We start from the raw sequence: 24,854 nt of genomic DNA, 5'->3' as shown, positions 1-24,854 counted from the left end.
TTCTTATAAAATGAAATCTTTTTTGCAACTTAATGCCTACTTTAGACGATTTGTATATTAAGAACTATAAAAGGAGGAAAAACATGAACAAATGACAACCATTTATATCACTTAAATGATATATAAATAATGTTAAAACGATGTGAATACATAATTCGAATACAACTAGATCACTATAGAAAATCGAATAGGAAGCAGAGTATATTGTTGCTGTAAATGAAATGAGTATACGCTATGTGAAGGAAATGTCGCTTAATAAAAATCTAATTTTTAACGAATTTTATTTTAAGTGGTACTAGGGGACGGTAAAATAATCTGAATTTTCTGAAATTAAAGTTGATCAAGGGGATATGTAGATGAAATGCAATCTAATAATGGACATGCTAGAATCTTCATCAATTAATAAAATTTTCAATTATGAACTACGAAAGGTGTGTTTGCAAGACAAAAAAGATGTACAACAAAATTGTATTCTAGAAATATTAAAAGCTTTAAAACGCACAAAAACAGAGATTCCACAAGAAAAATTCTCTGCGTTCTGCCAAACTATTATCCGAAGAACTGTAGTTGACTATTATAGAAAAAAGAACAGAATGATAGACCAAGTCACTACTTTAGTAAATTATTGTGACGGGGCAGATGATGAATCTGGTTCGACCTCTGATTATTTTTCCATGCAAATAAAGGAGTCTGGCTATGATTATGTGGAACTAAAAGTTGATTACAGTCGAAATGAGTCTAAGTTCACTAAACGCGAAAAAGAAGTTCTTGACTATATGCTATACGACTCTTATGGAATGTTCATGTCGATGTCTGAAATCGCAAGAAAACTCCAAATGAACAAGTCAAGTGCAACAAGAGCAGTACAAAAACTTCGTGAGCTATGTTGTTAGTCCATAGTGATACTAGTGTAATACATTTAATCTACTAATTGAATTATACACTTTCAATCTTACTTTTGCAACTGTTTAGGGGATAGGTCAATATAAAAAAGATTAACTATTCAAAAAATGTTTATGGTTAAATCAATATATTATAGAATAAAGGAGATTTCTAATGATTAACACATGGCTAGTAGCTGAAACTGGATGGGAAAACTACTTTTATAAATCTCGATCTATCCATGAAAGTGAAGAAGCATCTCAAAATATTGACTTATGGAATAGCATTGTACAGCCTAATGACATCATCTACCATCTTGGAAATGTCTTTAATAAGAAAAGTAATTTTAATAGGAGAATTTTAAAAGAATTAAACGGATATAAAATACTACGAATTGGTCATTCGGATAAAAGAAATCTAAAGCAAAGCTGCCTAAAGGTATTTGATGAGGTCTATGAAGAAGATATTCTATTAGATGGCCAATTATGCCTCAGCCATTACCCACTAGATGATGTAACTAGCCAAAAACTTATAAATAATGGAATCATAGTTGGTAATGTCTATGGAAGAAAAGGATCAAGGATTCTTGACCCTTCACGTTACTATTGCATTAGTGCTATGCAAACTAGTCATTCCCTTATTCATATTAACGATGTAAGAAAACATTTTGCGATCATTTAATAAGTCTACTTACATGTTGTTTGAAATCACAAATTAAGAATTAAATAACCATCATTCTTTCTATACATGCCTTTAAAGCATGCGCACTTATCATACAATCATTTAGACTTGTCCACTCGCGGGGGTTATGACTGATCCCCTCTTTGCTACGGACAAAAAGCATAGCGGTCGGGACATGCTTCCCTAATATCATTGCATCGTGCCCTGCTCCGCTAATAAGCGAAAAAGGGGTTTCCTTGCTTTGTTCTATTAATGCCGGGGCAAGAATAGGAGTAGATTTTGCCAAATCTTGTATAGCAGCATGTAAAGTATTTTGCATACCCTCATTCATTGGAACAGGGTCAATCTTCAATGTCTCAAAGGCGGAGAAAGATATGTTACCTTGTTTAGCGATACCCTCTCCAAGCCTTAAAACCCTTTGAACCAATTCGTCTCTTGCTTCTAAATCAACATCCCTAATATCTACTGTTAATTGGACCTCTCCAGGAATCACATTAACTCCGTTTGGATATACCTGCAACTTCCCAACTGTTGCTACAGCTGTAGAGGAAACCGTTTGAGGTAAATCTTTTAATCCAGCAATAAATTGACCGGCCGCTACCAAAGCGTCTTTTCGATCTGTCATTGGCGTATTGCCCGCATGTCCGGCTTGCCCTGTAAACGTCACATTCATCCAGCTTGGACCAGCTATTCCTGTCACTACACCGAGTGTAAGTCCCTCTTTTTCCAGTAGCTTTCCTTGCTCAATGTGTACCTCTATAAACGCCTTAATTTCCGATACATCTCGTTTAGCCTGCTTCAAGCTATCTACCCTTAAACCTGCTTGCTCCATCACTTCCTTGAATGGTACTCCATGAATATCGTATAACGTGTGGAGCTTATCAAAGTCAAGCTCTCCCATCATAGCTTGACTACCTGTTAACCCTCCATTAAAGCGTGAGCCTTCTTCATCACTAAAAACAACTACCTCATACGGAAGCTCAGGAAGATACCCTTGATCTTGCCACGCTTGGGCAACCTCTAAAGCTACAAGTACACCTAGTGGCCCATCAAAATGACCTCCGTTTGGTACACTGTCTACATGCGACCCTGATAGGATAGCTGCTGAATCCTTCAGCCTACCTTCCAAACGACCAATAATATTGCCTGCACCGTCTTCCCTTACCTTTAAGTTTGCTTCTACCATCCAACTCTTAATGAAGTCCTTTGCTTTTCTCTCTTCTGTGGAAAAGCCTATTCGATTTGAGCCATACTCATGAGTCATACCTATTTGAGCCAATTCATGGAGTCGCTGAGCCAGTCTCTCACCATTAATGCCAGAGTGGGACAAGCTTTCATCATACCCTACCAGTAATTGCTGTTTTAGGTCTTTACTTGTTAACAAGATCATTCCCCCTTACTAAGTAGCCCTAATACCTTTAAAAGCTTCAATTGTCTTTAACACATGTTCTTCTTCTATTTCTCGATGGGTCATCAGTCTTACCGTGTATGGACCAAATGAGTTAGCCAGAATTTGATATTTATCCTTTAAAATACTTAGAACCTCTGCAGCTGTTAGACCAGACTGTTTCGTATCTACTAAAATAATATTGGTCTCAACCTCCGCAAGCTGGATCGTAAACCCTTCTACCTCAGTAAGCTTTTTAGCTAGACTTTTTGCTCGGTTATGATCTTCCTCTAACCTTTGAACCATTTCAGTTATAGCAATGATTCCCGGCGCTGCCATTAAACCAGCTTGTCGCATCCCACCACCTAAGCGTTTTCTCCAATACCTTGCCTCATCTATAAAATCCTTTGGTCCTGCCAGAATGGACCCCATAGGAGCACATAATCCTTTTGACAAGCATACCTGTACACTGTCCGTGTGCTTTGTTAGCTCACTCACCTCAACACCTAAAGCTACTGCAGCATTCCAAAGCCTCGCACCATCCATATGAACAGGAATCCCATATCTTTTGCTCACATCACCTACTAGTTCCATATAGGAAAGAGGTAGAACAACTCCTCCTCCTCGGTTATGTGTGTTTTCCAAACAAATGAGTGATGTTTTAGGAACATGAATATCCACACCACGGATAGCCGCTTCAAGCTCGTGAATAGGAATCTGACCTTTCTTCCCATGTAATGTTCTGGTCTGAACTCCCGCCAACCCTGATACAGCACCACCCTCATAATAAAAGAGATGTGAATCAGCCTCTAAGATAATCTCTTCACTAGGACGGGTGTAAGTCAATACGGCAATTTGATTTCCTTGAGTTCCACTCGTGACAAAAAGAGCCGCTTCTTTCCCCAATACCTCGGCCGCCAGCACCTCTAATTGATTAACTGTGGGGTCCTCACCATAAACGTCGTCTCCCACCTCCGCGTGATACATTGCATCTCTCATCTGTTTCGTGGGCTTTGTTACCGTATCACTCCGCAAATCTACCATCTTTCTCCACCTATCCTTTTCTTCTTGTCTTTATAAGTCTATCTATAGCTTTTATAGGAAATACAGTTCTATCACAACAAAGGAATTTCTATAAAATAAGAAATTCCTTTGCTTACTCCGACCTATTCAAGTCTTGTACCTACTCTTACCCTTGTTCTATCGAAACGCAAAGTAAAGCTTATCTATCATTATCTTTCAATGACAGCCTGTTCACTTATCGTATTAGTACTAGCAAGATAATCGAATACACTAGCTAAAAAGCACTTCCCCGTAACAAGCATTGATTTCTCATCCACATTAAACATGGGGTGATGATGCGGATAAACAGCGTCAATTTCAGCATTACCTCCCCCAACAAAGAAGAAGGTTCCTGGAACATGCTGCAAATAGTAAGCAAAATCTTCTCCACCCATAATCGCCGTTCTACGTCGTACATTCTTCTCTCCAACGATAGACTGTGCTAGTCGCTCAACACGATCCGTTTCCTCTGGATGATTCCACACAGCTGGATATCCACGCTTGTAAGTGAAATCAGCGGATGCCCCCGCTTGCTCACAGGTCTTCTTTGTAATGTGCTCAAGCTCCTTTTCAATTAGGTCACGTACATCATCATCAAATGTTCTTACCGTTCCAGTCAGCTTAGCCTTATCAGGAATAACATTAAATGCAATCCCACTATTAAGCGACCCTACTGTAACAACTGCCGGCTTTAGCGGGTCCACTTTTCTGCTAACAATTTGCTGGATGTTTAAAACAAGTTGACTAGCGACAACAATAGAATCAACTGTTAAATGAGGGGTTGCTCCATGTCCACCCTTACCTTGAATATCTATATCAAAAGCATCTGAGGCCGCCATCGTAAAGCCCTCTTTTACCTCTACTTCTCCCACAGGGCAGGCAGACCATACGTGTGCACCATAGATTACATCTACCCCTTCAAGACAGCCATCCTCTATCATTGGCTTCGCTCCCCCTGGAGCAAGCTCCTCAGCAAATTGATGGATAAACACTACATTTCCTTCAATTGATTCTCTATGCTCACTTAATACCTTTGCCACCCCTAATAAGGCAGCGGTATGAATATCATGACCACAGGCGTGCATAACTCCTGGAACCTTTGATTTATAGGGAACATCCTTTTCATCCTGAATAGGTAAAGCATCAAAATCTGCACGTAAAGCAACCGTTTTACCAGGCTTGCCTCCCTTAAGATAACCAACGACTCCACGCCCACCTACTCCTGTTTTAACCTCTAAGCCAAGCGCTGTTAAATAACTTGCAATTTTATTTGGTGTGTCCACCTCTGTAAAAGATAATTCAGGGTACATGTGCAAATCTCTACGAAAATCCACCATTTCAGGATAAATTTCTTCCAAGCGAGAATAAAGCTGATCTAACATGGTCACAACCTCCTCAAGATAAGTAATCAAAAAGATTCGTATTTCTAAATATTATATCATGTTTTGGAGATTGCTTTATCATTAAATTCAAATAGTTAAGAATATACAATAAGCAGAAATAAAGGAATAAAAAGGGCTGTCCTCCCTTAGACCGTCCTATCAGCTTACAACCATAGAGACAGTTCAAAGACGAGAAAACCCTCGAAATTGATGCTTATACCATTTTCTTTTTGACACGCACCCTTACCATCACCCCTAAACCTTATGCTTTAATTGCAGCAATTGCAACAAGCACCCAGCTAATTAGAAATAGCACTCCACCGATTGGAGTAATCGCTCCTAAAATTTTTACTCCTGTAATACTCAAAATATATAAGCTACCGGAGAAAAAGATAATTCCAAAGAACATGAGCCAGCCTGCCCAATGAAGAGTACTTGGAACCGCCCACTGAGCTAAAATACCAATTAATACTAGCCCTATAGCATGGTACATATGATACTGTACACCAGTCTCATAGATACTTAGCATGTCCGCTGAAAGCTTCCCTTTTAGACCATGTGAACCAAAAGCACCAAAAGCTACAGCTAAAAGCGCATTTATACTACCTAGAATAACAAAAAGCTTTATCATCCTTACTGTCCTCCTTTATAAAGAGACCTTACCATTTCCCTTTACCGATAATTAGTTTTAAAAATCAATACTGAATTTAGATAACCAACTGTTATTTATCTAATTATACACTTCTCAATTAGCAACCCCATGACAACTTTTTGAACGATGTAGGGATAAGCTTTTCCTATTCATCATTTTCTAATCCTGTAAAAACGCTGCAGCCTTTGGAAACAGCTTTAAGGCTGTCTTAAAAAATACCTGCTCATGGTACTCCTCTGGAATCATCTCTTTGATAAAATCAATATATGGGCCAACCTGTACAAGTGGCCAATCCGTTCCAAACAGAAGCCTTTCATATCGATTACAGTATGCTAATGCATGACGCATATGCTGAAATCTTTCATCATTCATCTTCAGTACATCTTTCTTATCCCCTACAATTAATCCGGAAAGATCAGCATACATATTTCTGTTTTTGTATACCACTTCGGCACCATCCAGCATCCACGGGTCACCAAAATGAGCCATCATAAAGTTAACCTCTCTGTGCTGAACCGCCACTTCGTCCAGTGTTAATGGATGCGAATATTTTAATAGTCCACGCTCTGAGTATGTATCTCCTGTATGGAACACAACAGGCAGCCCATATTTTTTAGCTAGCTCATAAACGGGTTGGTATACGTCATCATAAGCGTAAAAAGGGTAGTAGCCTAAGTAAATTTTCATCCCAACAACATATGGCTTTTGTATCTCAATCTCCAGTCTCTCTAGAGCAGATTGATCTAAATGATACGGATTAACCCCCGCACAATATACAATATTAGCTGGTAGCTCGGAGGCTAAATCCATCCCCATTGGATTTTCAGCATTCGCATCAGGAAAACCTCCTTTTTCCTTTTCCGTAACTCCCATCCCAATACCCAGTACGACGCCATTATCTTTGTATTCATCGATAATGCCTTGATAGGAATAATCTACAAAGGACAGTTCTTTGGCTGTACGTTTAAACTCTTCTATATTTGAAAAGTGCATATGTGCATCTATGATTTTCATTATTAGACACCCTCTCTTTATACTTTTCCCTAAGCAATAACAGGTCAGAACAAATTCTGACCTGTCTTTTCCACACTTTATCCACTTAATATCTTATACCTCGTTCGGCTGGAAACGCAATCCTTTTAGACTTTTTAACGCTGCATCTGCTATACGCTCACCTGTAAACAGATAAAAAGCAGGAGGAAGAACAATACTATTTCCCGAAGCTCCATGTATATGATGGAAGGTCATAACCTCCGTTACATCCTGATTATTATATAAGTACTCATTCCTCTTTGTGTCAGGAGTAATCAGCTGTAGCTTGGATGACGTTTGTGCTTCTGTAAAGAGCAAGCTTTTTTGAGTAGCAACTTCTACTTCTACCGCACCAAGTTTAAACGCATTCTCCTCTAAGCCTTCCCCCATACTTACTACTAAAGGCTGAGCACTACCTTTATTGATTGAGGTATTCATTAGCCAATCAACCTGATTCCAATAGCTCTTGGTGTGCTGTTCAATTTCTATAACATGACAGACTAAAGGCAATCCAGGTAAAGTTACAAAATATTGATTCCAGGATAGTCCCTTAAAAGACTCATTTTCAGTCACTTCAACACGGACCTTTATTCCCTGCCATTCATTTCCATACTGATCACACAAGGAAACAAAGTCACCTTCACATTTTTCTTTAAGTAATGAACGTGAACTTAATTTACTAGCTCTTGAGGAGATCCCACCGCCCCAAGGATTCCACCAAGACTTTGGTTTAGCTTGTGGAAATGCGGTCTGTAGCCATTCTGTTTCTTCTCCCTGCTCCATACTTTGTAGTGAATAAATTCCTGGATAAAAGGTAGGTGCAACTTTAAATTGAATTCTTCCATTCTGGACAACTAGAACATCTTTGTTTTGCTCGTTCACCTTGTACTGCTCTACAGGAAGGGAAGCAGGGTACAAAATAAGGGACGATAGATCTCTTATATAGCTTGGAGTTTGAACAGTACTAGTTAAAATATCAAAAGCAATAGAATTGCTTTTGTTCGTATAAAGCTCACCCAATTTCGAACGGTTACCTGCTAAGACTGAAGATAGCATCTGTTCAGATGATCCATATTTAGATCGCATCGTAAACTGACCTTCTAACGCTGATTGCTTACGCCAAACAATCTCAACGTCCCCTGTATCCTTCATAATAGGGTTGTTCCCATTTATAACAACTTCCACACTCTCCAGCACTTCATGTTTAGCAGCACTTCCCTCTTCATCGTCTGTAGAGATGCCACCATAATAAGACGTGGCAAAAGTCTGAAACTCCTCTGCTGACCGATACGTGTCAAGGCAAATAAAGGTTGGGTCAAGCTGAACCTCCTCATTCCCCTGTAAAGAACCGACCTCATATTCTAAGGACATATACCATGAAATAAAGGATAGCTTATACTTAGGTGACCAGCATAAACCACGGGACCCTTTATTGCCTTGGGAATAAAACCAGTTCTCCTTGACCTTTCCAGCGTTCCAATCACTATACTCCTCACCGTCTGCTGTACTCAACTGAAGGTAGCCGTTTTCATAGGGAATCCGGCTTTCACTTAGATCATACACGACAGAATCCGCTAACAAAATTTGCTGAGGCAGTTCCCCAGTAGACAGGTTTCGAAGCTTATATTTATGTTCCACACACCCATCAGAGTAAAGCATAACAATTCTTTCAAGCTCCACTGTGGGGAAGTCCGAAGGGTGATACAATGCATGTAAGCTCACAGCACCTAATTCCTGACCAAAATGTACAACTGTTGGGCGTTTTTTAGAAAGCTCTAATGAATATGGCTTGCCAAGCTGTGGCGCTTTCCAAAACGCTGGCGAGCCTTTCATAGTAGCTTTTCGAGGCATTATACTATTGTCAAATTTTGAGAGCTTAACCTCATACAATCCATTAAAGAGATGCCAATTCTCCTCACTTTCACCATAATGTAAAGCTCCTTTACCTAAGAATCCAATACCTATTAGCTTGGAATACTCAAGCTGCTGACCATTATTAAATTTTATGCTCACACTTAAATTCTTTTGATAGAACCCATGCTTCAATAAAGTATAGGATACAGGAATCGAACACTTTTCTTTGGGTTCAATTTGAGCGTCACATTTCTGATTTTTAAAGCTAATCCAGCTTTCCTCTGGCCAATCAAACATAAGTGAAATCGGGTTCTCCATGTTATTTTCTATATCAACATAAAATTGAGCAGATTGACCGACAAAGGATTGTTCGTTAGGCTGCACAATGTTAATCTTTGCTGGAAGCTTTGGTGTGACCCCTAACGTAAACGTAGCTTTTTTACCGTTAATCCAAATATCTGCTTGCACTCCTGGATGTGTACGCCATACACTTTGTTCTTCTGCCATTGGTCCTACAAAAAAATCACCCGTTATATTTTTCTCCTTCTCCACCTGATGATAAGCAGAAAAAGAGAATTGAATGTTACGATGAGTAGATCCCTCAATTTTAATTTCCAAGGACTGCTCTGTTTTATTCACAACGTGATATTCCACCTGATAGGCACAGCCAGTTATGACTTCGGCCTGCTTTAAGCTAGCAGAAATCACATAATCTTCTGTTTCAATTTTTCTTAGTCCTCTTCCTTTACGCTCAAATTCCATAACCAGTCTTTTGCCTTGCTGCTCCCATTCATACGTGTAGAAATCAAAGCCGTTTTCTTTACGTCCATCAGGCTTAACCTCGATAGCTCGTGTAGAAGCAGAATACCAATCAACATCTTCAAAATATTCCTTTACCAGCTCAGACTGAAGGACAGCTGGAATAAAGTTCATCAAATGTGTAGAATCGTCACGCTCCTCCCAGAAGAAGCCGCACTTTTTATATAATGGAACAGCTTTTGTATTTCCTGCCCATGTATACAAATCGAGCCTTGGCCATCCTAGCTCAACAGTGCGCTTTATCGCTTCTAAGACAAGGAGCTTACCAATTTTTTTACCATGATAATCCGTGCGAACGTTAAGCAGAGGAATATATAAAGCACCCTCGTCCTCCTTGTACTCACTTAAACCACAATACCCTACTACTTTATCCTCGTCTAAAGCTAGAAATAGAGCTTTGTTTCCAGACTGCTCTTCCCTTTGACGAACCTGCTCTCCGGTCATAATAGAGGAATGACCGCCCCATCCTTCTCGGCTATGATTCCACATATCAGCTACGGCGTCAGCTAACTCTGGAGTATATTCTATAACTCTAATCTCATTTTGTTGAATGGGTGGTTCATTATCTTTTAAATGGCCCTGCTCTTTCATTTCTTCCTACTCCCTTCTATGTAAACCTCTTCACCCAACAGCAGCAGGGTGAAGAGGGACAAATAGATTATTGTTTTAACAAAAACTCATTAGTACCACATAAGCTTCTCTTCTTAAGCGCTTCATTGGCTCATTTACCTTGGACACTAACCCCTTCAGGTGTCTTCTATCGCTTTAACCTTCCATGCAAACATTCTCAGCTTCCCGTAAATTCTCATCTTTATCTCCTCCTCAGTATTTCCAACCAATTTTCTTTACAATCTTTCTCTGATAGACTAACTTACTACCTATTCATAGTGTTGTAATAAAACATAAGCTTAGCTTGCTCAAGTGGATCCTGTAGCTCTTCATAATGGACAATAGCATCTTTGGGTTGTTTTTTAATCTTAATCTCTATGCTGATAGAAAAAATATTCAGTATCATGTTCATCCCCCCTTTCCAATGTTAATATTTGAAAATCTTGCTTCATCACCAAGCTCTGGTGAAAGAAAAAAGACCATCCTATGGATGGTCCCGCATATAGTAAAGTACAATAAGCACTTATACACAAGGAAAAACCAAAAAACCACAGGTATGCCTATCATGGCACAGCTGTGGTCTGTGTATACGGAGATATAACTGTAAAGTAATTCTACCCTCATGCTATAGCTATTTAATCAATAGGCAATAACAAATAAGCGTAGACTACGTTTCGTAAGAACAACTCTAGCTTCTAGAAGTAGCTAAATTGCTCAGCACTTTCTCCAATTACAAAGTAGGCTGTGTCCATGAGATGGACTATTTAATATTGTATATGGGCTAGTCATGGAGCCATTACGTGCCCCCATAGCTGTTGCTACACCCGTAATTGTCATTTCAAAGCCTGTAAATCCAGTTCCCATCATCATGTCACAAACCTCCTTTTCTTTATTTTGTCTTATAAATTGTATGCAAGTGATACAAAATTAATACTAGCTCTCTTGCCTTTTTCTCACTAAAAGTGCTAATATCTTCGTTCACTAACTTGATTGGAATCATTTAGCAACGATTCCTTTGTCATTATAGCAGATGATTTTTTGCCTTGTAAAGGGGGTATTTTAAATATAGTCAAATTTCCCTATATTCTTTTAAATACGTATATTTATACGTTAAAAATGTATTTTAACAAAAAAACTCTCTTCCCCACATGACATTGTGTAAAAGAGAGAGTAACATCTTCTTAATTCTCCAGTTTTTATTTTTGAAACTCAGGATCCTCAAACGGATGTGCTACCCAGCCTTCTGTCTCAATAAATAATCTTACAGCAACTACCTGACGATCATCCATCAAGGTAAAGAAATGGGGAGTGTTAACAGGAACAGAAATCACATCTCCCGCCTCTAGCTCTACGTCAAAATAGCCTGTATCCTCTGCCCCTTTTATGATAAAGATACCGTGTCCGGCTGTGATAGCACGAACCTCATCCTCCGTATGTGTATGCACCTGTTCAAACTTTTTTAATAGATCTTCAAGATTAGGAGTAGATTCGGATAATGCTACAACATCCCAATTTTGATAACCGTTACGTTCGGCCAAGGAGCGAATTTCTTCGTCATACACCTCAAGCGTCTGACTCTTTTCTTCATCTGTCAGGGAGCATTTTCCTTGTAGTTCCTTAGGTAGCTTCGTTGTATCCCAATGCTCATAAAGAACACCCTGATCTGCTAAAAATGAAGCAACCTGCTCTTGGTTCTCAATTCTTCTTTCTTCATTACGTATAAAAATTGTTGCCATATGGCAGCCCTCCCACTGTTTATATAATAATATGAACCACTGTTGTGATTCATGTACTGCCTCACTTGATTATCTATTTTAGGTTAAATTAAGCTTTTCACTTGCGAAATAACCAACCTCTTATACCTTAGTTCAAAAAGGAATTCAAACGCCTCAAGATGCTTTTTCGCTTCAAAGATACTTTTCCCCCAAGCATAAATACCATGATTACGAATTAAAACACCCGGCACGCGCACATCTAGTACGCTTAAAACTTCCTCAGTCAGCTTTGGTATATTTGCATAATTATGCACAATCGGCACTTTAATCTCGGCATCCTCATCCCAAAGATTAAATGCTTTTATTAATTCAATATGCTGGAATTCAACACCATTTTGTTCAAAATAAAGATCTGAAATAAGATTATTATAAATCGTATGCACGTGTAATACAGATCCTGCTCCAAGCTTAGAATAAATCGCCTCATGAATGGAGGTCTCTGCTGAAGGCTTCAAATCTGTTACATAGCAAGACTGAGATTGATCATTCACTAGTAAAAAATCCTCATTTGTCGTCTTTGACTTATCCTTGCCACTAGCCGTAACTAGAAATTGCAAGGGATCACACTTTGTCCTTACAGATAAATTTCCACTAGTACCAGGGAACCAATCTCTACGGGCAAAAAGCTCCTTCGCTTCTGTTAATTCCTCCCATAGCTGCTGATACTCCCAAGGCCTCGTTTTCAAAACCTGAAGAATATCGTCAAACGTATCATAGGCGTGATATCTTAAACCAAGCTCCTTACATTTTTCAAGTAAATAGCCCCTAGCAAATACAAGATCAGCAAGCTTAGCCGCTGCAAGATCCGTAACACTATCTCCAATCATGATTCGGAAATCATTCTTTTTGGAATAAGAGTTAATAATGCTCGTTTTACAAAGTCCACAATCCACATCACAATCCTCTGTACAAGGATGTGGCCAAAGAATTTGAATAAACTCCTTCGAGAAATCACTTTCGTTACGAAAAACATGTGCCTGTTCTAAGTTAAAAGGCTCTAAAATCGGATCCACAAAAAAATCTATTCCACCCGAGACAATGTAGAATGGGATTTCGTCCTGCTTCAATATTGTTAAAAACATTTCAAAGCCCGGCCTAATCTCGGCTTGCTGTAAAGCAAATTCAGTAACTTCCTTGCGAGCTGAGCTAGGTAGCAAAGAAAAGAGCTTCCCTACTCCCTCTCTGATGGAAATATCCTGATCTAAAATTTGATCCTTGATCTCCTCCCAGCCAAGCGGTGAAAAATGCTTCATGATGGCAATGATGTTATCTCGTAGCGTTATCGTTCCGTCAAAGTCACAGAAGATCACTGGTTTTCTATGCATGTCCTATTTCCTCCCTACTAAGCCCCACATATCAATCGCGCTTTTCAGCTCTGTATGCTTGACGTATTCCTGCTCAAAGCTAGAGCTTGTTTGTAAGATCGATATAGCTTGGCGAAACGCCTGCCCTCCCGCACTTGCTCCACCTGGATGTCCATGAATTCCACCACCTGCATTCATCACACTTTGTAGACCAAAATCCTCATGTAACAAAGGGGTTATCCCCGGATGAATCCCTGCTGAAGGAACAGGAAAGCTAGCCTTTAGCTTACCTCTTTCAGACTTCCATTCTTTTCGAAGCGTGTCTGCAATAGCCAGCGTATCTCCTCTCTCCATAGCTACAGAGCCATACGGTGATGGGAACAGAACAAAATCGGCTCCAGCAAGACGCATCAGCTTACCTAAAAGCAAGGAGGCTGCAATTCCATGATGGGTAGCAGGATAAATCGTTCCAGCTAACGCTGGATGGGCCATCACAGGAATGCGAACCTCCGGATGCTCCGTTATACGTTGCAGTGCATCATAGCCATACGCCAAAACATTAAATAGTAAGGCCGTAGCTCCTTGTTTTGTAGCATTTATTGCCTTATCTAGTAACTCTGTCGTTGGTCCAGTCAGATTTATAGCATATAAAACTTGTTGTCCTGTTTGCTCCTTTGCTCTTTGGGCAGCCTTCAGTCCAACCTCAAGCCTTTTTTCAAATGGAGTTAAAGGATTTTCAAACAGAATTTCATCATCCTTAATCATATCTACTCCACCTAATGCCTGCTGATAGAATTGCTCCTCTAAACTCTGTAGATCCTGACCGATACAGGACTTAAATATACTCATCAGTAATGGACGATCATACACTCCAAGCAGCTCACGAACACCATCAATACCAAACTTTGGACCAGAAAAAGCGTTAATAAAGGACTCCGGAAAATCCAAATCAAGTAGCTTTATTTTTCCGTCCATGGATAGCTTACCGAACACAGTAACTAAAAGAGCGGGAATATCATGGCTGAAATTAAGGGTTGGATATCCGATGCGAATGACAGCTGATCTTTCCTGTGCTGATCCGTCCTTTACCTCCTCCACAGAAATTACACGCCCTAAATGCTTTTTCATCTGCTCCTTTTGTGCCTGTGGTAGGTCAGTCCAAGAGCCTACCGTCAAACCAATCGCTATTTTCTCTGCTTTTTTCTCAAAATCTCCCTTGGCATCGAAGACTAGATACGTAGCAACCACTAGCTCTGTACTCATCAATTCCCCTCCCACATTAACAAAAAACCGTAAATTAAATTCACGTTTCTAGATAAAATCCATAGGTGATTTACTCTATGACAATGTAAAAAGAATTCATAGCCTCACATCAAAGAAATTAATTCTCATGTTACATGAAAGATTCCTAATTGTTCAACCCTTTTTATCGCTTCTCTTGCTCGATCCTCATCGGTCAATAGGCCTACCCGAACAAAGGCATCACCCTGCTGACCAAAGCCAATTCCCGGTGCAACTACAATATGAGCCTCCTCCAAAAGCAGATCGGCAAAGCTGGCTGACGTAAATCCAGTAGGAACAGGTAACCAAGCGAAAAAGGAGCCCTCTGAAGGAGTTGCCTTCCAGCCCATCTGATCTAGTTGTGCAAAAAAGGAATTGCGCCTGTTTTCGTACGTTTGGACCAGCTGTTCTACACAGCCCTGAGAGTCTAACAGGGCCGTTGCAGCAGCTGCCTGAATTCCTCCAAACAAACTGACAAATTGATGATCCTGTAGCAGATTAATTAAACGGATCATCTCTTTATTTCCTAGGGCAAAGCCCACACGCCAACCGGCCATATTGTAGGTTTTAGATAATGTGTAAATTTCTATACCCACTTCTTTCGCTCCAGGAGTCTGCAAAAAGCTAATGGGCTTCTTCCCATCAAAGCCAATCGCTCCATAAGCAAAGTCATGCACAACAGCAATCGAATGATCATAGGCTAGGTCCACCGTTTCACGGAAAAAATCTGCTGTCGCTACGGATGCCGTTGGATTATTCGGATAATTCAAGAACATAAGCTTAGCTTCATCCAGAGCCTCCTGCCCGATTTCCTTATAATCTGGTAAAAACTGATTTTCAGGTCGAAGTGGCATGTAAGACATCTTGGCCTCAGCTAGTGCTATTCCCGACCAATAATCCGGATAGCCTGGATCTGGAACCAGACACGAATCTCCTGGATTTAATAAACACTGACTAACCTCAATTAATCCAGATTTCCCACCAAATAATATGGCTACCTCCGTTTCAGGATCAATATCGACCTGATATTCTCTACGGTAAAATTCAGCAATAGCCTCCTTCAAAAATGGATAGCCTTGAAAGGGGGAATACTTGTGGTATAGCGGATTTTCTGCTGCTTCCTGTAACGCATTTACTATATGTGAAGGGGTTGGCAGATCCGGATTACCCTGCCCTAAATTAATCACATCACACCCTTGATTGACTTTGTTCTGCACCTTTGCTACTAGGCTAGCAAAGAATTGTGTAGGCAAAGCATCCATACGCTTTGCTGGTTGAATTTGAAAGCTCTTCCTCATTTGCTCACCTCTTTACTTTTCAACTATAGTCATTTTGAGAGAAATGTAAAGCAGAAAATGAAAAAGGAATAATTTTTAAAAAATTCATTGACAGATAACCTAGTCTCCATGTATGATGTTTTACAAAATACAAGTAAATAAATATTGCTATTCTTATCCAGAGAAGGCTGAGGGACTGGCCCGATGACGCCCGGCAACCGACCGTATACCACAACTACCGTGGTGCCACTTGTTGTAGAAAAGAATTGATTTACAAACAAGAGGTTCGTGAATACACACGAATATGGCACGGTGCTACATCCTGCAGGATTATTTAATCCTGAGAGATAAGAGTGCGGAACAGCTCATTAGCGCTTACGCCTCTTCCTCAGGAAGAGGCTTTTTATATGCTCAAATGTTTATATCGCTATTCGTTTTTTGGAAATTTTTCGTTTAGGGGGCTAAAAATATGGCTTATCGTGCATTATCAGAAGAAGAAGCAAAGGAATACGCTCTTGGTATCCCAGGGCTGTTTGAACAAGGAGCACAGCTAACCTCAAGAGAAATTGGAGACGGGAATCTTAATCTTGTTTTTCATCTACAGGATAAAAAGTCAGATCGTTCCGTTATTTTTAAGCAGGCACTACCCTATGCTCGTGTGGTAGGAGAATCCTGGCCGCTTTCCTTAGACAGAGCAAGGATTGAATCCGAAGCACTTCAGCTTCAGCATGAAATTTTACCTGGACTAGTACCAAAGGTATATCATTTCGATAAGGAGCTATCTTTAACGATTATGGAGGATTTGTCCGACCATATTATCCTACGCAAGGGACTCATTGAAGCGAAAACGTATCCGGAATTTGCTAAGCATATCGGACACTTTATCGCCCATACAACATTTTATCAGTCTGACTTTTTCTTAGCGCCAGAAGTAAAAAAGCAAAAGCTAGCCGAGTTTATCAATCCTGACCTGTGTAAAATAACAGAGGATCTTGTGTTCACAGACCCCTACTATAATGCTGAAAAAAATTCCTTTAATCCACTGATTGAGGAACAGGTTAAGGAGCTTTGGGTGAATCAAGAGCTAAAAGGTCAAGTAGCCCAATTAAAATACAAATTTCTAACCGCTACAGAAGCGTTAATTCATGGAGATTTACACACAGGAAGTATTTTTGTGACATCGGCAAGCACTAAAGTCATTGATCCTGAATTTGCTTATTTCGGACCAATAGGATTTGATATCGGCGCTGTCTTTGCTAACTTCGTCCTGAATTTTGCAGCTCAAGAGGTGCGTATTAAAAATGTGGAGCAACGAAATGTCTATCAGCAGTATCTGCTTGAATCTATTCATCAAATTTGGGACGTTTTCGAGCAGCAATTTACCCTGCTTAGCCTATCACAGGCTACTGATCCATCCCTTAGAAACGAGGCATTTGTTCAGCAATTTATTCAACAAGTTAAAGAGGATGCCTTAGGCTTTGCAGGATGTAAGGTTATCCGTAGAGTTGTCGGCTTAGCCCACGTAGCTGACTTAGATACTATAGTGGATGACACGGAAAGAGCTTACGCTGAGAAGCTTTCCTTATACGTAGGACAACAGCTCATTCTTCATCGCCAGAAGTGGGCTAAGGAACAATCGATTTCTGCACCTATACGATCATCATTTCAGCAATGGGAGGAAAAGCAGCATGACACAGCCACTCGCTTCGGTTCAGTGGGATAAAGAGCTAGACCAGCTTATCTTAATTGACCAAACAAGGCTACCAAGACATATTGAGTATCTGTTCATTCGTACCATTGAAGAGTCTTGGGAAGCTATTAAATCCTTACAGGTAAGAGGTGCTCCAGCCATTGGAATGACAGCAGCGTATGGCTTATATCTAGGTATCCGGCACGCACAAAACGCCAGTCGGAGGGAACTAGAACAGCTTATCACTGAGCAGGCAAGCTATTTAGCTAGCTCAAGACCCACCGCTATCAACCTAGTATGGGCACTTGAGCGAATCAAAACGAAAGCCTTTAACCACCCTGAGATTAGTCCTCCAGAACTAATCCAGCTAGTGTTAGAGGAAGCACGTCTTATTCAACAAGAGGATGAAAATGTTTGTCGATCCATCGGTGAACATGCCTTAACCCTCTTTGAGGATGGCATAGGGGTACTTACTCATTGTAATGCTGGTAGCTTAGCCACAGCAAGATATGGAACAGCAACGGCTCCCTTTTATTTAGCTCAGGAAAAGGGCTGGAATATCAAAGTTTATGCTGATGAGACACGCCCCGTTCTGCAAGGATCACGCTTGACTGCTTTTGAACTTCAGCAGGCGGGAATTGACGTTACATTGATATGCGATAATATGGCTGCTAGTGTCATGCAAAAGGGCTGGATTCAAGCCGTAATTGTAGGGACAGATCGTGTAGCAGCCAATGGTGATGTAGCAAATAAAATAGGAACATATGGGTTAGCTGTATTGGCTAAGGCCCACAATATTCCTTTTTATGTTGCTGCACCTCTTTCATCCATTGATCTAAATACAGAGCAAGGAGCAGACATTCCGATTGAGGAGCGTGAAGGAACTGAAATTACTCACATCTCTGAAATCCCTGTTGCTCCAGCGGGCATCCAAACCTTCAACCCAGCCTTTGATGTCACTCCTAGCCATTTGGTGACAGCCATTATAACGGAAAAAGGAATCGTCCGTGGAAACTATAAGCAAGGCTTAGCTGAGCTATTTCAAAACCATAACATTGTAGAGCTTCAGATAAATGAAGCAAAATGATTAATAGCTATGAATTAGAGTATTACGTAACATAAATAAGCACAAAAAAGTCACATGTTTTGACCCGAACATTTTGCAAAACATTTTAGGACATATTATAATAGAAGAAACAGTTTTTTTGCAGGAGGTTTATATAGTGGGTACTATAGTTATTTGCCTTATCGGTATTGCTTTTCTTGCCGTTATCTTTACAGCTGGATATGATGAGAAAACAAAAACAGACCAAGTGTAAAAGTATGTTTTAAAAGAAAAAGAGGGCTCTCAAAGTCAATGTTGATCTTGAGAAGCCCTTTTTATTTTGTCCTTTTTTATTTGATTCTTTTTTTGAATTTAGATTATATCTCTACCTTATCAATCTGCTGAGAATATTCCTTCTCTTCCTTTTAGCTTATCCAATAAATCTGAAAGGCTACCTCGATCATTGATAGGAAATTGTGGCTCCCCTCGATCAATAACATTTCCCTCGACTAAATAGGTTTTCACCCCTAGCTGACTAGCGATCATATCCTCCTGCATATCATTTCCAACCATAATACAATCCTCAGGATGTACCTGAATATCATCACAGATTGCTTGATAGTACGGTAAATGCGGCTTGGTAAAATGACTTTCCTCATACACTGTAACCTTTGCAAATGGAGCATCTAATACTCCCGCCCATTTCATCCTATGCTCGATAGCCACCTTAGGGAAAATGGGATTCGTAGCAATAGCAACCTTATATCCTGCCTCTACTGCCTCCTTAATAACAAGCTGTGCGACAGGAGATGGCTGTGAATGCTGAACCAAATCCGGAAAGCTTTCTGCGTAAAACGTATCAAAAACAGGCCAAATCTGTTCTTTTTTTAACGTTGTCAACCTTAAAAAAGCCTCCTCAAACACTTCCATATTCAAACGCTCTGGATCAGTGTTCGTCATAACCTCATGTGTAGCCTCCCACAAAGCTTTCGTGAATTGCTTTGGTTCAATAATCGGGGCTACTTTAACCGCCAACGCTTTCATATAATGCTCTACAAAATAACCCGTATCCATTGGCAACAAGGTTCCATCTAAATCGAACAGTATAGCTTTACTCATTACTTATTCCTCCCCTATATGAGCAGTCGTTTGGTAAAGCATTAAAAAACATGCATGCCTTACTCTAGACCTGGAAAATTGGTTTGACGTAATGCTTCGTAAACTAAAATGGCTGCCGTGTTTGATAAATTGAGGGAACGAACATGCTCAAGACTCATAGGAATTTTGATCCAGTTTTCTCTATGCTGCTCTAGGATTGACTTAGGAATACCCGTTGACTCTTTACCAAAAACAAAAAAATCGCCATCTTTATAAGTGACCTCTGTATAGGTATGTTTACCTTGCGTTTCAATAAAAAAGAAACGATGATCAGAGTAAAGAGCCATACACTCCTCCATCGAATCGTAGTAGGCAATATCTACCGAATGCCAATAATCACAGCCTGCTCTTTTAAGCATTCTGTCATCAGTCGTAAAGCCCATTGGTCTAATAATATGTAGCTTCGTATTCGTCGCTGCGCATGTTCTAGCTATATTTCCTGTATTGTAAGGAATCTCTGGTTGATATAATACAATATGAAAACCCACACCTACACCTCTGTCTGTTATCTTCATTTTCATTATATTGTAAGGGTAATCCTACAAACTGTCCATCAAAAATAGTTAATTGCTCGCTTTTAACAACTTTTTCTACAGATTATATAACATCATAACTTCTGCACGTAAATATTAGGGTTAATCTCTTTCAATCTCTTTACAAATTCTTTAGTGTTCAGCCTCCAAAGTCTTAAAAATAATTAACAATACGAAAGAACCTGTATTCAACCTGCTCTGTCCATGCGTGGGAATCAGTATAGCTCCAATATCGGTGACGGCTGTTTGTCGTATGAGCATTCACCAATGGCATGCCCTCACCATCCTTCATCACTACAATAGTATTATGCTGAAATCTCCCGTCCCCATCAAAATCATAACAAATAATATCTCCTGGCTCCAACTGATCTGCTGAAAAGACCTCAGTCGCTCGTAATCCTGATTGACTACTACCTAAATACAATCTTAAAGCATGAGCTACACTCCAGCTGAAGCTCCAATTAGGTGAGCCTCCGAACTTATACCACCACCCCTTTTCTCTAGAGGCATGCCTCATTGGCGCATTTCCAGCCCACATACATTGTGAGACAAAGTTCGTACAATCCACATCAAACTCCTCAAACTGAGGATTATAATCATTCCACCAAAGCTCTGCATATTGAACGGCTTTTCCACGATCATAAGGACTTCCATTTCTTAATGTCTTAATGTCGGTGGTTAATTCATGTATACGAGATGGTAACTTTTGAATTTCAGACAAGCTGTAACCATCATCCTTATTTAATCGTACATCATTTACAACAGCCCATCCCTGTGTTTGCTTTAACAAACAACTTCTATCCTCCACCCACTCTTCTGTGTAGGTAATCCCATTATGTTCTATTAACCAGCTAATATGCACACGATATGTAATATCAACTAGTGGAGAATCCTCTTCTACTTTAAGTACCTTGTATTTGCTATTGGATTTAAGTAAACGCACACCGCGATATTTATGCTCATCTTGTATTCTCAACCAGCGCTGCTTGTCCTCCCATTCCATACCTGACGTCAGACTCTCTATTGCAGGCGCTAAACGGGAAGATACATATTGTCTGTTGCGGTCCTCTGCATAAAATTTAAAAATTTCACCCCAATTCGATTCCATTTTCTTCTCCTCCTCTTTTAAGCTTTACTATCTAATATGTATGAAGAAGAGAGAACATGAGTAAAACCCAATTACTTAGAAAATTCCTTAATGACTTTTGCTAATATAGCCAAGCCATTCTCAAGCTCTAGTGGGGCTGCATAAGCATAGGAGAGCCTAATATGTGTATTGTCATAACGATCATAAAGATAGCCCGGGTTAATTAATACCCCTTCTTTTAGTGCTTTTTCGAAAACCTGTCTCATAGGCACCGATCCCTTGATCTGTAGCCAAATATAAAAACCCCCTTGAGGAATATTCCACGTAGCGATCTTCTCAAAGTAATGTTCTAATGCTTCTAAAGCCTTTTCTCTACGCATCCTAAGCTGTTCCCTCACATAAGTAAGCTGCTGCTTATAAAGAGAAGAAGATAAAAATTGGGTGACTACCCATTGCGATAATGAACTGGAGCCATAATCCATTTGCATCTTAATATCGGCTAATCGTTCAATCACAGGCTCTGGTCCGATCACCCAGCCAATTCTTAATCCAGCACTTAAAGCCTTTGACATACTTCCTAGATACAGAACAAGTCCTTGTGTATCTATTGCCTTCAGAGCTGCCGGGGACGGTTCCGCCAGCCACAGATCTGCATACGTATCATCCTCTACTATAGGAAGCATCATCTGCTGGCATACCTCTAGGATTTCAGAGCGTCGTTTTTCACCACTCACAATACCTGTAGGATTATGAAAGCTTGGATTTACATAGAGCATCGCCGCCTGATGAAGCTGTTTAAGCTTATTAAGAGCAGACGGCATAATACCTTGTTCATCCAAAGGTATCCCACACAGCTTCATTCCTGCCGATCGAAACACATGAACGGATTGCAAATAAGAAGCCCTTTCCAGAAGAATCGTAGAGTCTCGCGCTAACAATCCAAGAGCTATTAATTGTAACGCTTGTAGGGCTCCTGAAACAATTAAGATCGAAGACGTTGATGTAAGTATTCCTCTTTGTCTAACGTGAGCTTGAATTTCCTCTCTTAATTGCCTATTTCCTCTGGGATCCTCGTACCCTAAATCAAGCTTTTGAGGAGCATGCTTAAATAGCTCTCGAATTTGCTGTATTGGCAACAGCTCTGGTGCTAATTCCCCTGTGCCCAGCCGCACAGTGTTTGGATAAAATTCTGCTTTGTTGATTTCCTGTATGGTACGCAGATTTGGATGGTGCACTCCTTGCTGAACGTATGTATTCCAGTCTGGGGGCGGAGGGCTTAAAGTCTGCCAGGTTTGTGAACTTACCCGTGTACCTGCTCCATATTTTCCCTCAATTAGACCTTCTGCCTTTAGCTCTTCTAAAGCCGCTACTACTGTACTTCTATTCACCCCAAACTCCCTAGCCAGTTCTCTTTGAGCAGGTAACTTTGTACCTACGGTCCAGTCTCCATGACGTATTTTTTCTTTAATAAATTGAAAGATCTGTTGAAACAAAGGTACTGATGACGTAGGATCTGGTTTCCATTTTTCTTGATACATTTGCTTCCCTCTTGTATAGGTTTATTTCATCAATTATAGCACTTGGTTGGCTTAATGACCAACCAATGGTTGGAGACATATTGCCTTTCCCATTTTATAATGGACGATAGAAAGAGGCATATTCAGCTTTATGGGTTTTACAAAAGAAAAGTAAGGAGTGTAAGATGGAGGCTACTGTACATGGATTTTTACTTGCACTGGGACTTATTTTACCTTTAGGGGTGCAAAATATATTTATTTTTAATCAAGGGATTACTCAAAGGGGAATTAGACTGGCCTTACCTGCCGTCATTACAGCCTCGATATGTGATACTTTGCTCATTTTATTAGCTGTATTTGGGCTTTCTTACATGGTCATGACCTTCGAGTGGCTACAGATTGTTTTATATAGTCTTGGTATTATCTTTTTGAGTTATATGGGCTGGTCCATTTGGAGTAATAACCCCGTTTCCCTGAAAAGTAATGACCAAGCTTTATCGCCAAAAAAACAAATTCTTTTTGCCGCATCCGTTTCCTTACTCAATCCTCATGCGATTATAGATATTTTTGGAGTAATAGGTACGAGTTCCTTAGTATATTTTGGAACGGATAAATGGCTATTCACCTTTACCTGTATAGGTGTTTCCTGGATCTGGTTTACAGGGCTTGCTGTAACTGGACATTGGATTGGGAGAGTAGATGCTTCGGGAAGGGTTCTTATGTATATGAACCGTGGGGCCAGTTTAATCATTTGGGGTTCAGCTTTGTATATGGGGTGGAATCTCCTAAAAATTTTTCTATAGAAGATTAGCAGAAAAAATAATGGGCTCTATCTTAACAGTAGAGCCTTGAAAGCTTAATAACTTTTATTATTCAACCTATCCTACATGAAGCTTTTGCAGTCCGCTTATTTACTTTTATATTCACAAAGCTCACCCTGATAAATCTTATGCAGCTGAGCTGATTCTGTAAAATCGTTTGGCTTGACGAAATTAGGTGCTTTATCTACAACCTGTACACCACTTTGTGAAATCACAGTTGCCACAAATTGAGAGCAGAAAAAAGCGTACTTTCTTTCAATTTTACGATTAAATAAAATACCGAAAAGTCCAATAAAGTTATATTTATATTTATGCTGCTGTGATTCAAATTGCTTGACGATTTGAATCATCCGATTATATTCCTCATCCGATACTAGGAAACAATACACCTCACAAGGTGCATTTCTGAAAAGCTCAGAACGAATATCCTCTTTTACAAATCCACCGATAAACGGATTATTTGGTCTTTTTCTCCCAAAGCTATAAACCTCTCTAAGCTCATCATCAAAAGCAATAGAAGCGTGGTTTAAAGGATATCCAGTAAACAAACCGATTAATTTTGTAAGTAACGTACCTGTATCAGAAAGCAGGACATAAACCTTTCTCTTGTTCATGTAGATCCCCCTCATACATCAAAAAAAATATAAGTATACTATATAAAACGTAATTTAAAGTATAGGGTTTCAAGAATCTGAAATAAAGGAACTGAAGAAGTATTTTCCACTAAGACTTAAGTCTGTGTTGCCCTGCTCTGACTGATTTCAGTTAAAACCGCTACTACCTTACTCTAATAACAATTGATAATAATGTACATCAAGCCATTCGTCAAATTTATATCCAACCTGCCGTAGACAACCAGCATATTCAAATCCAAATTTCTTATGAAGCTTAATACTAGCGGCATTGCCAGCTACGATCCCGGCAACAATAGTATGATACATATTCTTCACCTCATCAATAAGGTAACAGAAGTGATGAATATAAAGCTAAGCAATGGCAGAAAATA

The 24,854-nt window shown here is 39.8% G+C and carries 23 protein-coding genes and 1 riboswitch; of the genes, 5 read left to right on the top strand and 18 right to left on the bottom strand.

The window, feature by feature from the left end:
• The first annotated feature begins 356 nt into the window (after positions 1–356).
• Both J2S11_RS12275 and J2S11_RS12270 read left to right on the top strand, forming a co-directional pair.
• The gene (locus tag J2S11_RS12275; protein WP_307394933.1) at positions 357–893 is read left to right on the top strand and encodes a sigma-70 family RNA polymerase sigma factor; all 537 of its coding nucleotides are present in this window, start codon (positions 357–359) and stop codon (positions 891–893) included.
• Positions 894–1,056: 163 nt separating this feature from the next.
• Entirely contained in the window at positions 1,057–1,563 is a 507-nt protein-coding gene (locus tag J2S11_RS12270) for a metallophosphoesterase family protein (protein WP_307394932.1), read from the top strand.
• A 40-nt stretch (positions 1,564–1,603) separates the two neighbouring features.
• Here the strand turns inward: J2S11_RS12270 and J2S11_RS12265 are convergent, their stop codons facing one another.
• From J2S11_RS12265 to J2S11_RS12210, 12 genes are all read right to left on the bottom strand, one after another.
• Positions 1,604–2,953: a Zn-dependent hydrolase gene (locus J2S11_RS12265; protein WP_307394930.1), complete on the bottom strand. Its 1,350-nt coding sequence runs from the start codon at positions 2,951–2,953 to the stop codon at positions 1,604–1,606.
• A 9-nt stretch (positions 2,954–2,962) separates the two neighbouring features.
• Complete coding sequence (locus J2S11_RS12260; RefSeq protein WP_307394928.1) at positions 2,963–3,994, bottom strand: threonine aldolase family protein; 1,032 nt, start codon at positions 3,992–3,994, stop codon at positions 2,963–2,965.
• A 188-nt stretch (positions 3,995–4,182) separates the two neighbouring features.
• A complete protein-coding gene (locus J2S11_RS12255) occupies positions 4,183–5,394 on the bottom strand; it encodes a M20 family metallopeptidase (protein WP_307394926.1) in 1,212 nt (403 codons plus the stop codon).
• Positions 5,395–5,656: 262 nt separating this feature from the next.
• A complete protein-coding gene (locus J2S11_RS12250) occupies positions 5,657–6,022 on the bottom strand; it encodes a DUF423 domain-containing protein (protein WP_307394974.1) in 366 nt (121 codons plus the stop codon).
• A gap of 183 nt (positions 6,023–6,205) precedes the next feature.
• Entirely contained in the window at positions 6,206–7,060 is an 855-nt protein-coding gene (locus J2S11_RS12245) for an amidohydrolase family protein (RefSeq protein ID WP_307394924.1), read from the bottom strand.
• 93 nt (positions 7,061–7,153) lie between these two features.
• Complete coding sequence (locus J2S11_RS12240) at positions 7,154–10,342, bottom strand: GNAT family N-acetyltransferase (protein ID WP_307394923.1); 3,189 nt, start codon at positions 10,340–10,342, stop codon at positions 7,154–7,156.
• A gap of 283 nt (positions 10,343–10,625) precedes the next feature.
• Positions 10,626–10,766, bottom strand: coding sequence for a hypothetical protein (locus J2S11_RS12235; protein ID WP_307394921.1), 141 nt, complete (start codon positions 10,764–10,766; stop codon positions 10,626–10,628).
• A 308-nt stretch (positions 10,767–11,074) separates the two neighbouring features.
• Positions 11,075–11,230, bottom strand: coding sequence for a hypothetical protein (locus J2S11_RS12230; protein ID WP_307394920.1), 156 nt, complete (start codon positions 11,228–11,230; stop codon positions 11,075–11,077).
• Positions 11,231–11,556: 326 nt separating this feature from the next.
• The gene (locus J2S11_RS12225; RefSeq protein WP_307394918.1) at positions 11,557–12,096 is read right to left on the bottom strand and encodes a 1,2-dihydroxy-3-keto-5-methylthiopentene dioxygenase; all 540 of its coding nucleotides are present in this window, start codon (positions 12,094–12,096) and stop codon (positions 11,557–11,559) included.
• An 83-nt stretch (positions 12,097–12,179) separates the two neighbouring features.
• Positions 12,180–13,460, bottom strand: coding sequence for a 2-hydroxy-3-keto-5-methylthiopentenyl-1-phosphate phosphatase (locus J2S11_RS22400; protein ID WP_307394916.1), 1,281 nt, complete (start codon positions 13,458–13,460; stop codon positions 12,180–12,182).
• A 3-nt stretch (positions 13,461–13,463) separates the two neighbouring features.
• Positions 13,464–14,702, bottom strand: a complete 1,239-nt coding sequence (locus tag J2S11_RS12215; protein ID WP_307394914.1) for a 2,3-diketo-5-methylthiopentyl-1-phosphate enolase — start codon at positions 14,700–14,702, stop codon at positions 13,464–13,466.
• A gap of 125 nt (positions 14,703–14,827) precedes the next feature.
• A complete protein-coding gene (locus tag J2S11_RS12210; RefSeq protein ID WP_307394911.1) occupies positions 14,828–16,018 on the bottom strand; it encodes a pyridoxal phosphate-dependent aminotransferase in 1,191 nt (396 codons plus the stop codon).
• 150 nt (positions 16,019–16,168) lie between these two features.
• Positions 16,169–16,351, top strand: a riboswitch (SAM riboswitch).
• A 115-nt stretch (positions 16,352–16,466) separates the two neighbouring features.
• Here J2S11_RS12210 and mtnK point away from each other — a divergent pair.
• Positions 16,467–17,720, top strand: a complete 1,254-nt coding sequence (gene mtnK / locus J2S11_RS12205; RefSeq protein ID WP_307394909.1) for an S-methyl-5-thioribose kinase — start codon at positions 16,467–16,469, stop codon at positions 17,718–17,720.
• Positions 17,686–18,774: an S-methyl-5-thioribose-1-phosphate isomerase gene (gene mtnA, locus J2S11_RS12200; RefSeq protein ID WP_307394907.1), complete on the top strand. Its 1,089-nt coding sequence runs from the start codon at positions 17,686–17,688 to the stop codon at positions 18,772–18,774. Before mtnK ends, mtnA begins: the two co-directional genes overlap by 35 nt.
• A 351-nt stretch (positions 18,775–19,125) precedes the next feature.
• Here mtnA and J2S11_RS12195 read toward each other — a convergent pair whose 3' ends face one another.
• The 4 genes from J2S11_RS12195 to J2S11_RS12180 all read right to left on the bottom strand — a co-directional run bounded on the left by J2S11_RS12195 (position 19,126) and on the right by J2S11_RS12180 (position 23,048).
• On the bottom strand, positions 19,126–19,851 hold the full coding sequence (locus J2S11_RS12195; protein ID WP_307394904.1) for an HAD family hydrolase: 726 nt from the start codon (positions 19,849–19,851) through the stop codon (positions 19,126–19,128).
• Positions 19,852–19,910: 59 nt separating this feature from the next.
• Entirely contained in the window at positions 19,911–20,378 is a 468-nt protein-coding gene (gene trmL, locus J2S11_RS12190; RefSeq protein WP_307394972.1) for a tRNA (uridine(34)/cytosine(34)/5-carboxymethylaminomethyluridine(34)-2'-O)-methyltransferase TrmL, read from the bottom strand.
• Positions 20,379–20,577: 199 nt separating this feature from the next.
• Entirely contained in the window at positions 20,578–21,531 is a 954-nt protein-coding gene (locus J2S11_RS12185) for an amidase domain-containing protein (protein WP_307394902.1), read from the bottom strand.
• 71 nt (positions 21,532–21,602) lie between these two features.
• Entirely contained in the window at positions 21,603–23,048 is a 1,446-nt protein-coding gene (locus J2S11_RS12180; RefSeq protein WP_307394900.1) for an aminotransferase-like domain-containing protein, read from the bottom strand.
• Positions 23,049–23,212: 164 nt separating this feature from the next.
• Here J2S11_RS12180 and J2S11_RS12175 point away from each other — a divergent pair, with 164 nt between their 5' ends.
• Positions 23,213–23,830: a LysE/ArgO family amino acid transporter gene (locus tag J2S11_RS12175; protein ID WP_307394898.1), complete on the top strand. Its 618-nt coding sequence runs from the start codon at positions 23,213–23,215 to the stop codon at positions 23,828–23,830.
• Positions 23,831–23,934: 104 nt separating this feature from the next.
• On the opposite strand, the gene J2S11_RS12170 is transcribed toward J2S11_RS12175, so the two are convergent.
• Positions 23,935–24,462 (bottom strand): hypothetical protein, encoded by a 528-nt coding sequence (locus tag J2S11_RS12170; protein WP_307394896.1) that lies wholly within the window; start codon positions 24,460–24,462, stop codon positions 23,935–23,937.
• 168 nt (positions 24,463–24,630) lie between these two features.
• Positions 24,631–24,789, bottom strand: a complete 159-nt coding sequence (locus tag J2S11_RS12165) for a GNAT family N-acetyltransferase (RefSeq protein WP_307394894.1) — start codon at positions 24,787–24,789, stop codon at positions 24,631–24,633.
• Between the last annotated feature and the right edge of the window lie 65 nt (positions 24,790–24,854).

It is taken from the genome of Bacillus horti, assembly GCF_030813115.1.
Taxonomy (GTDB): Bacteria; Bacillota; Bacilli; order Caldalkalibacillales; family JCM-10596; genus Bacillus_CH; species Bacillus_CH horti.
This window is presented reverse-complemented; position numbering and strand designations above follow the sequence as displayed.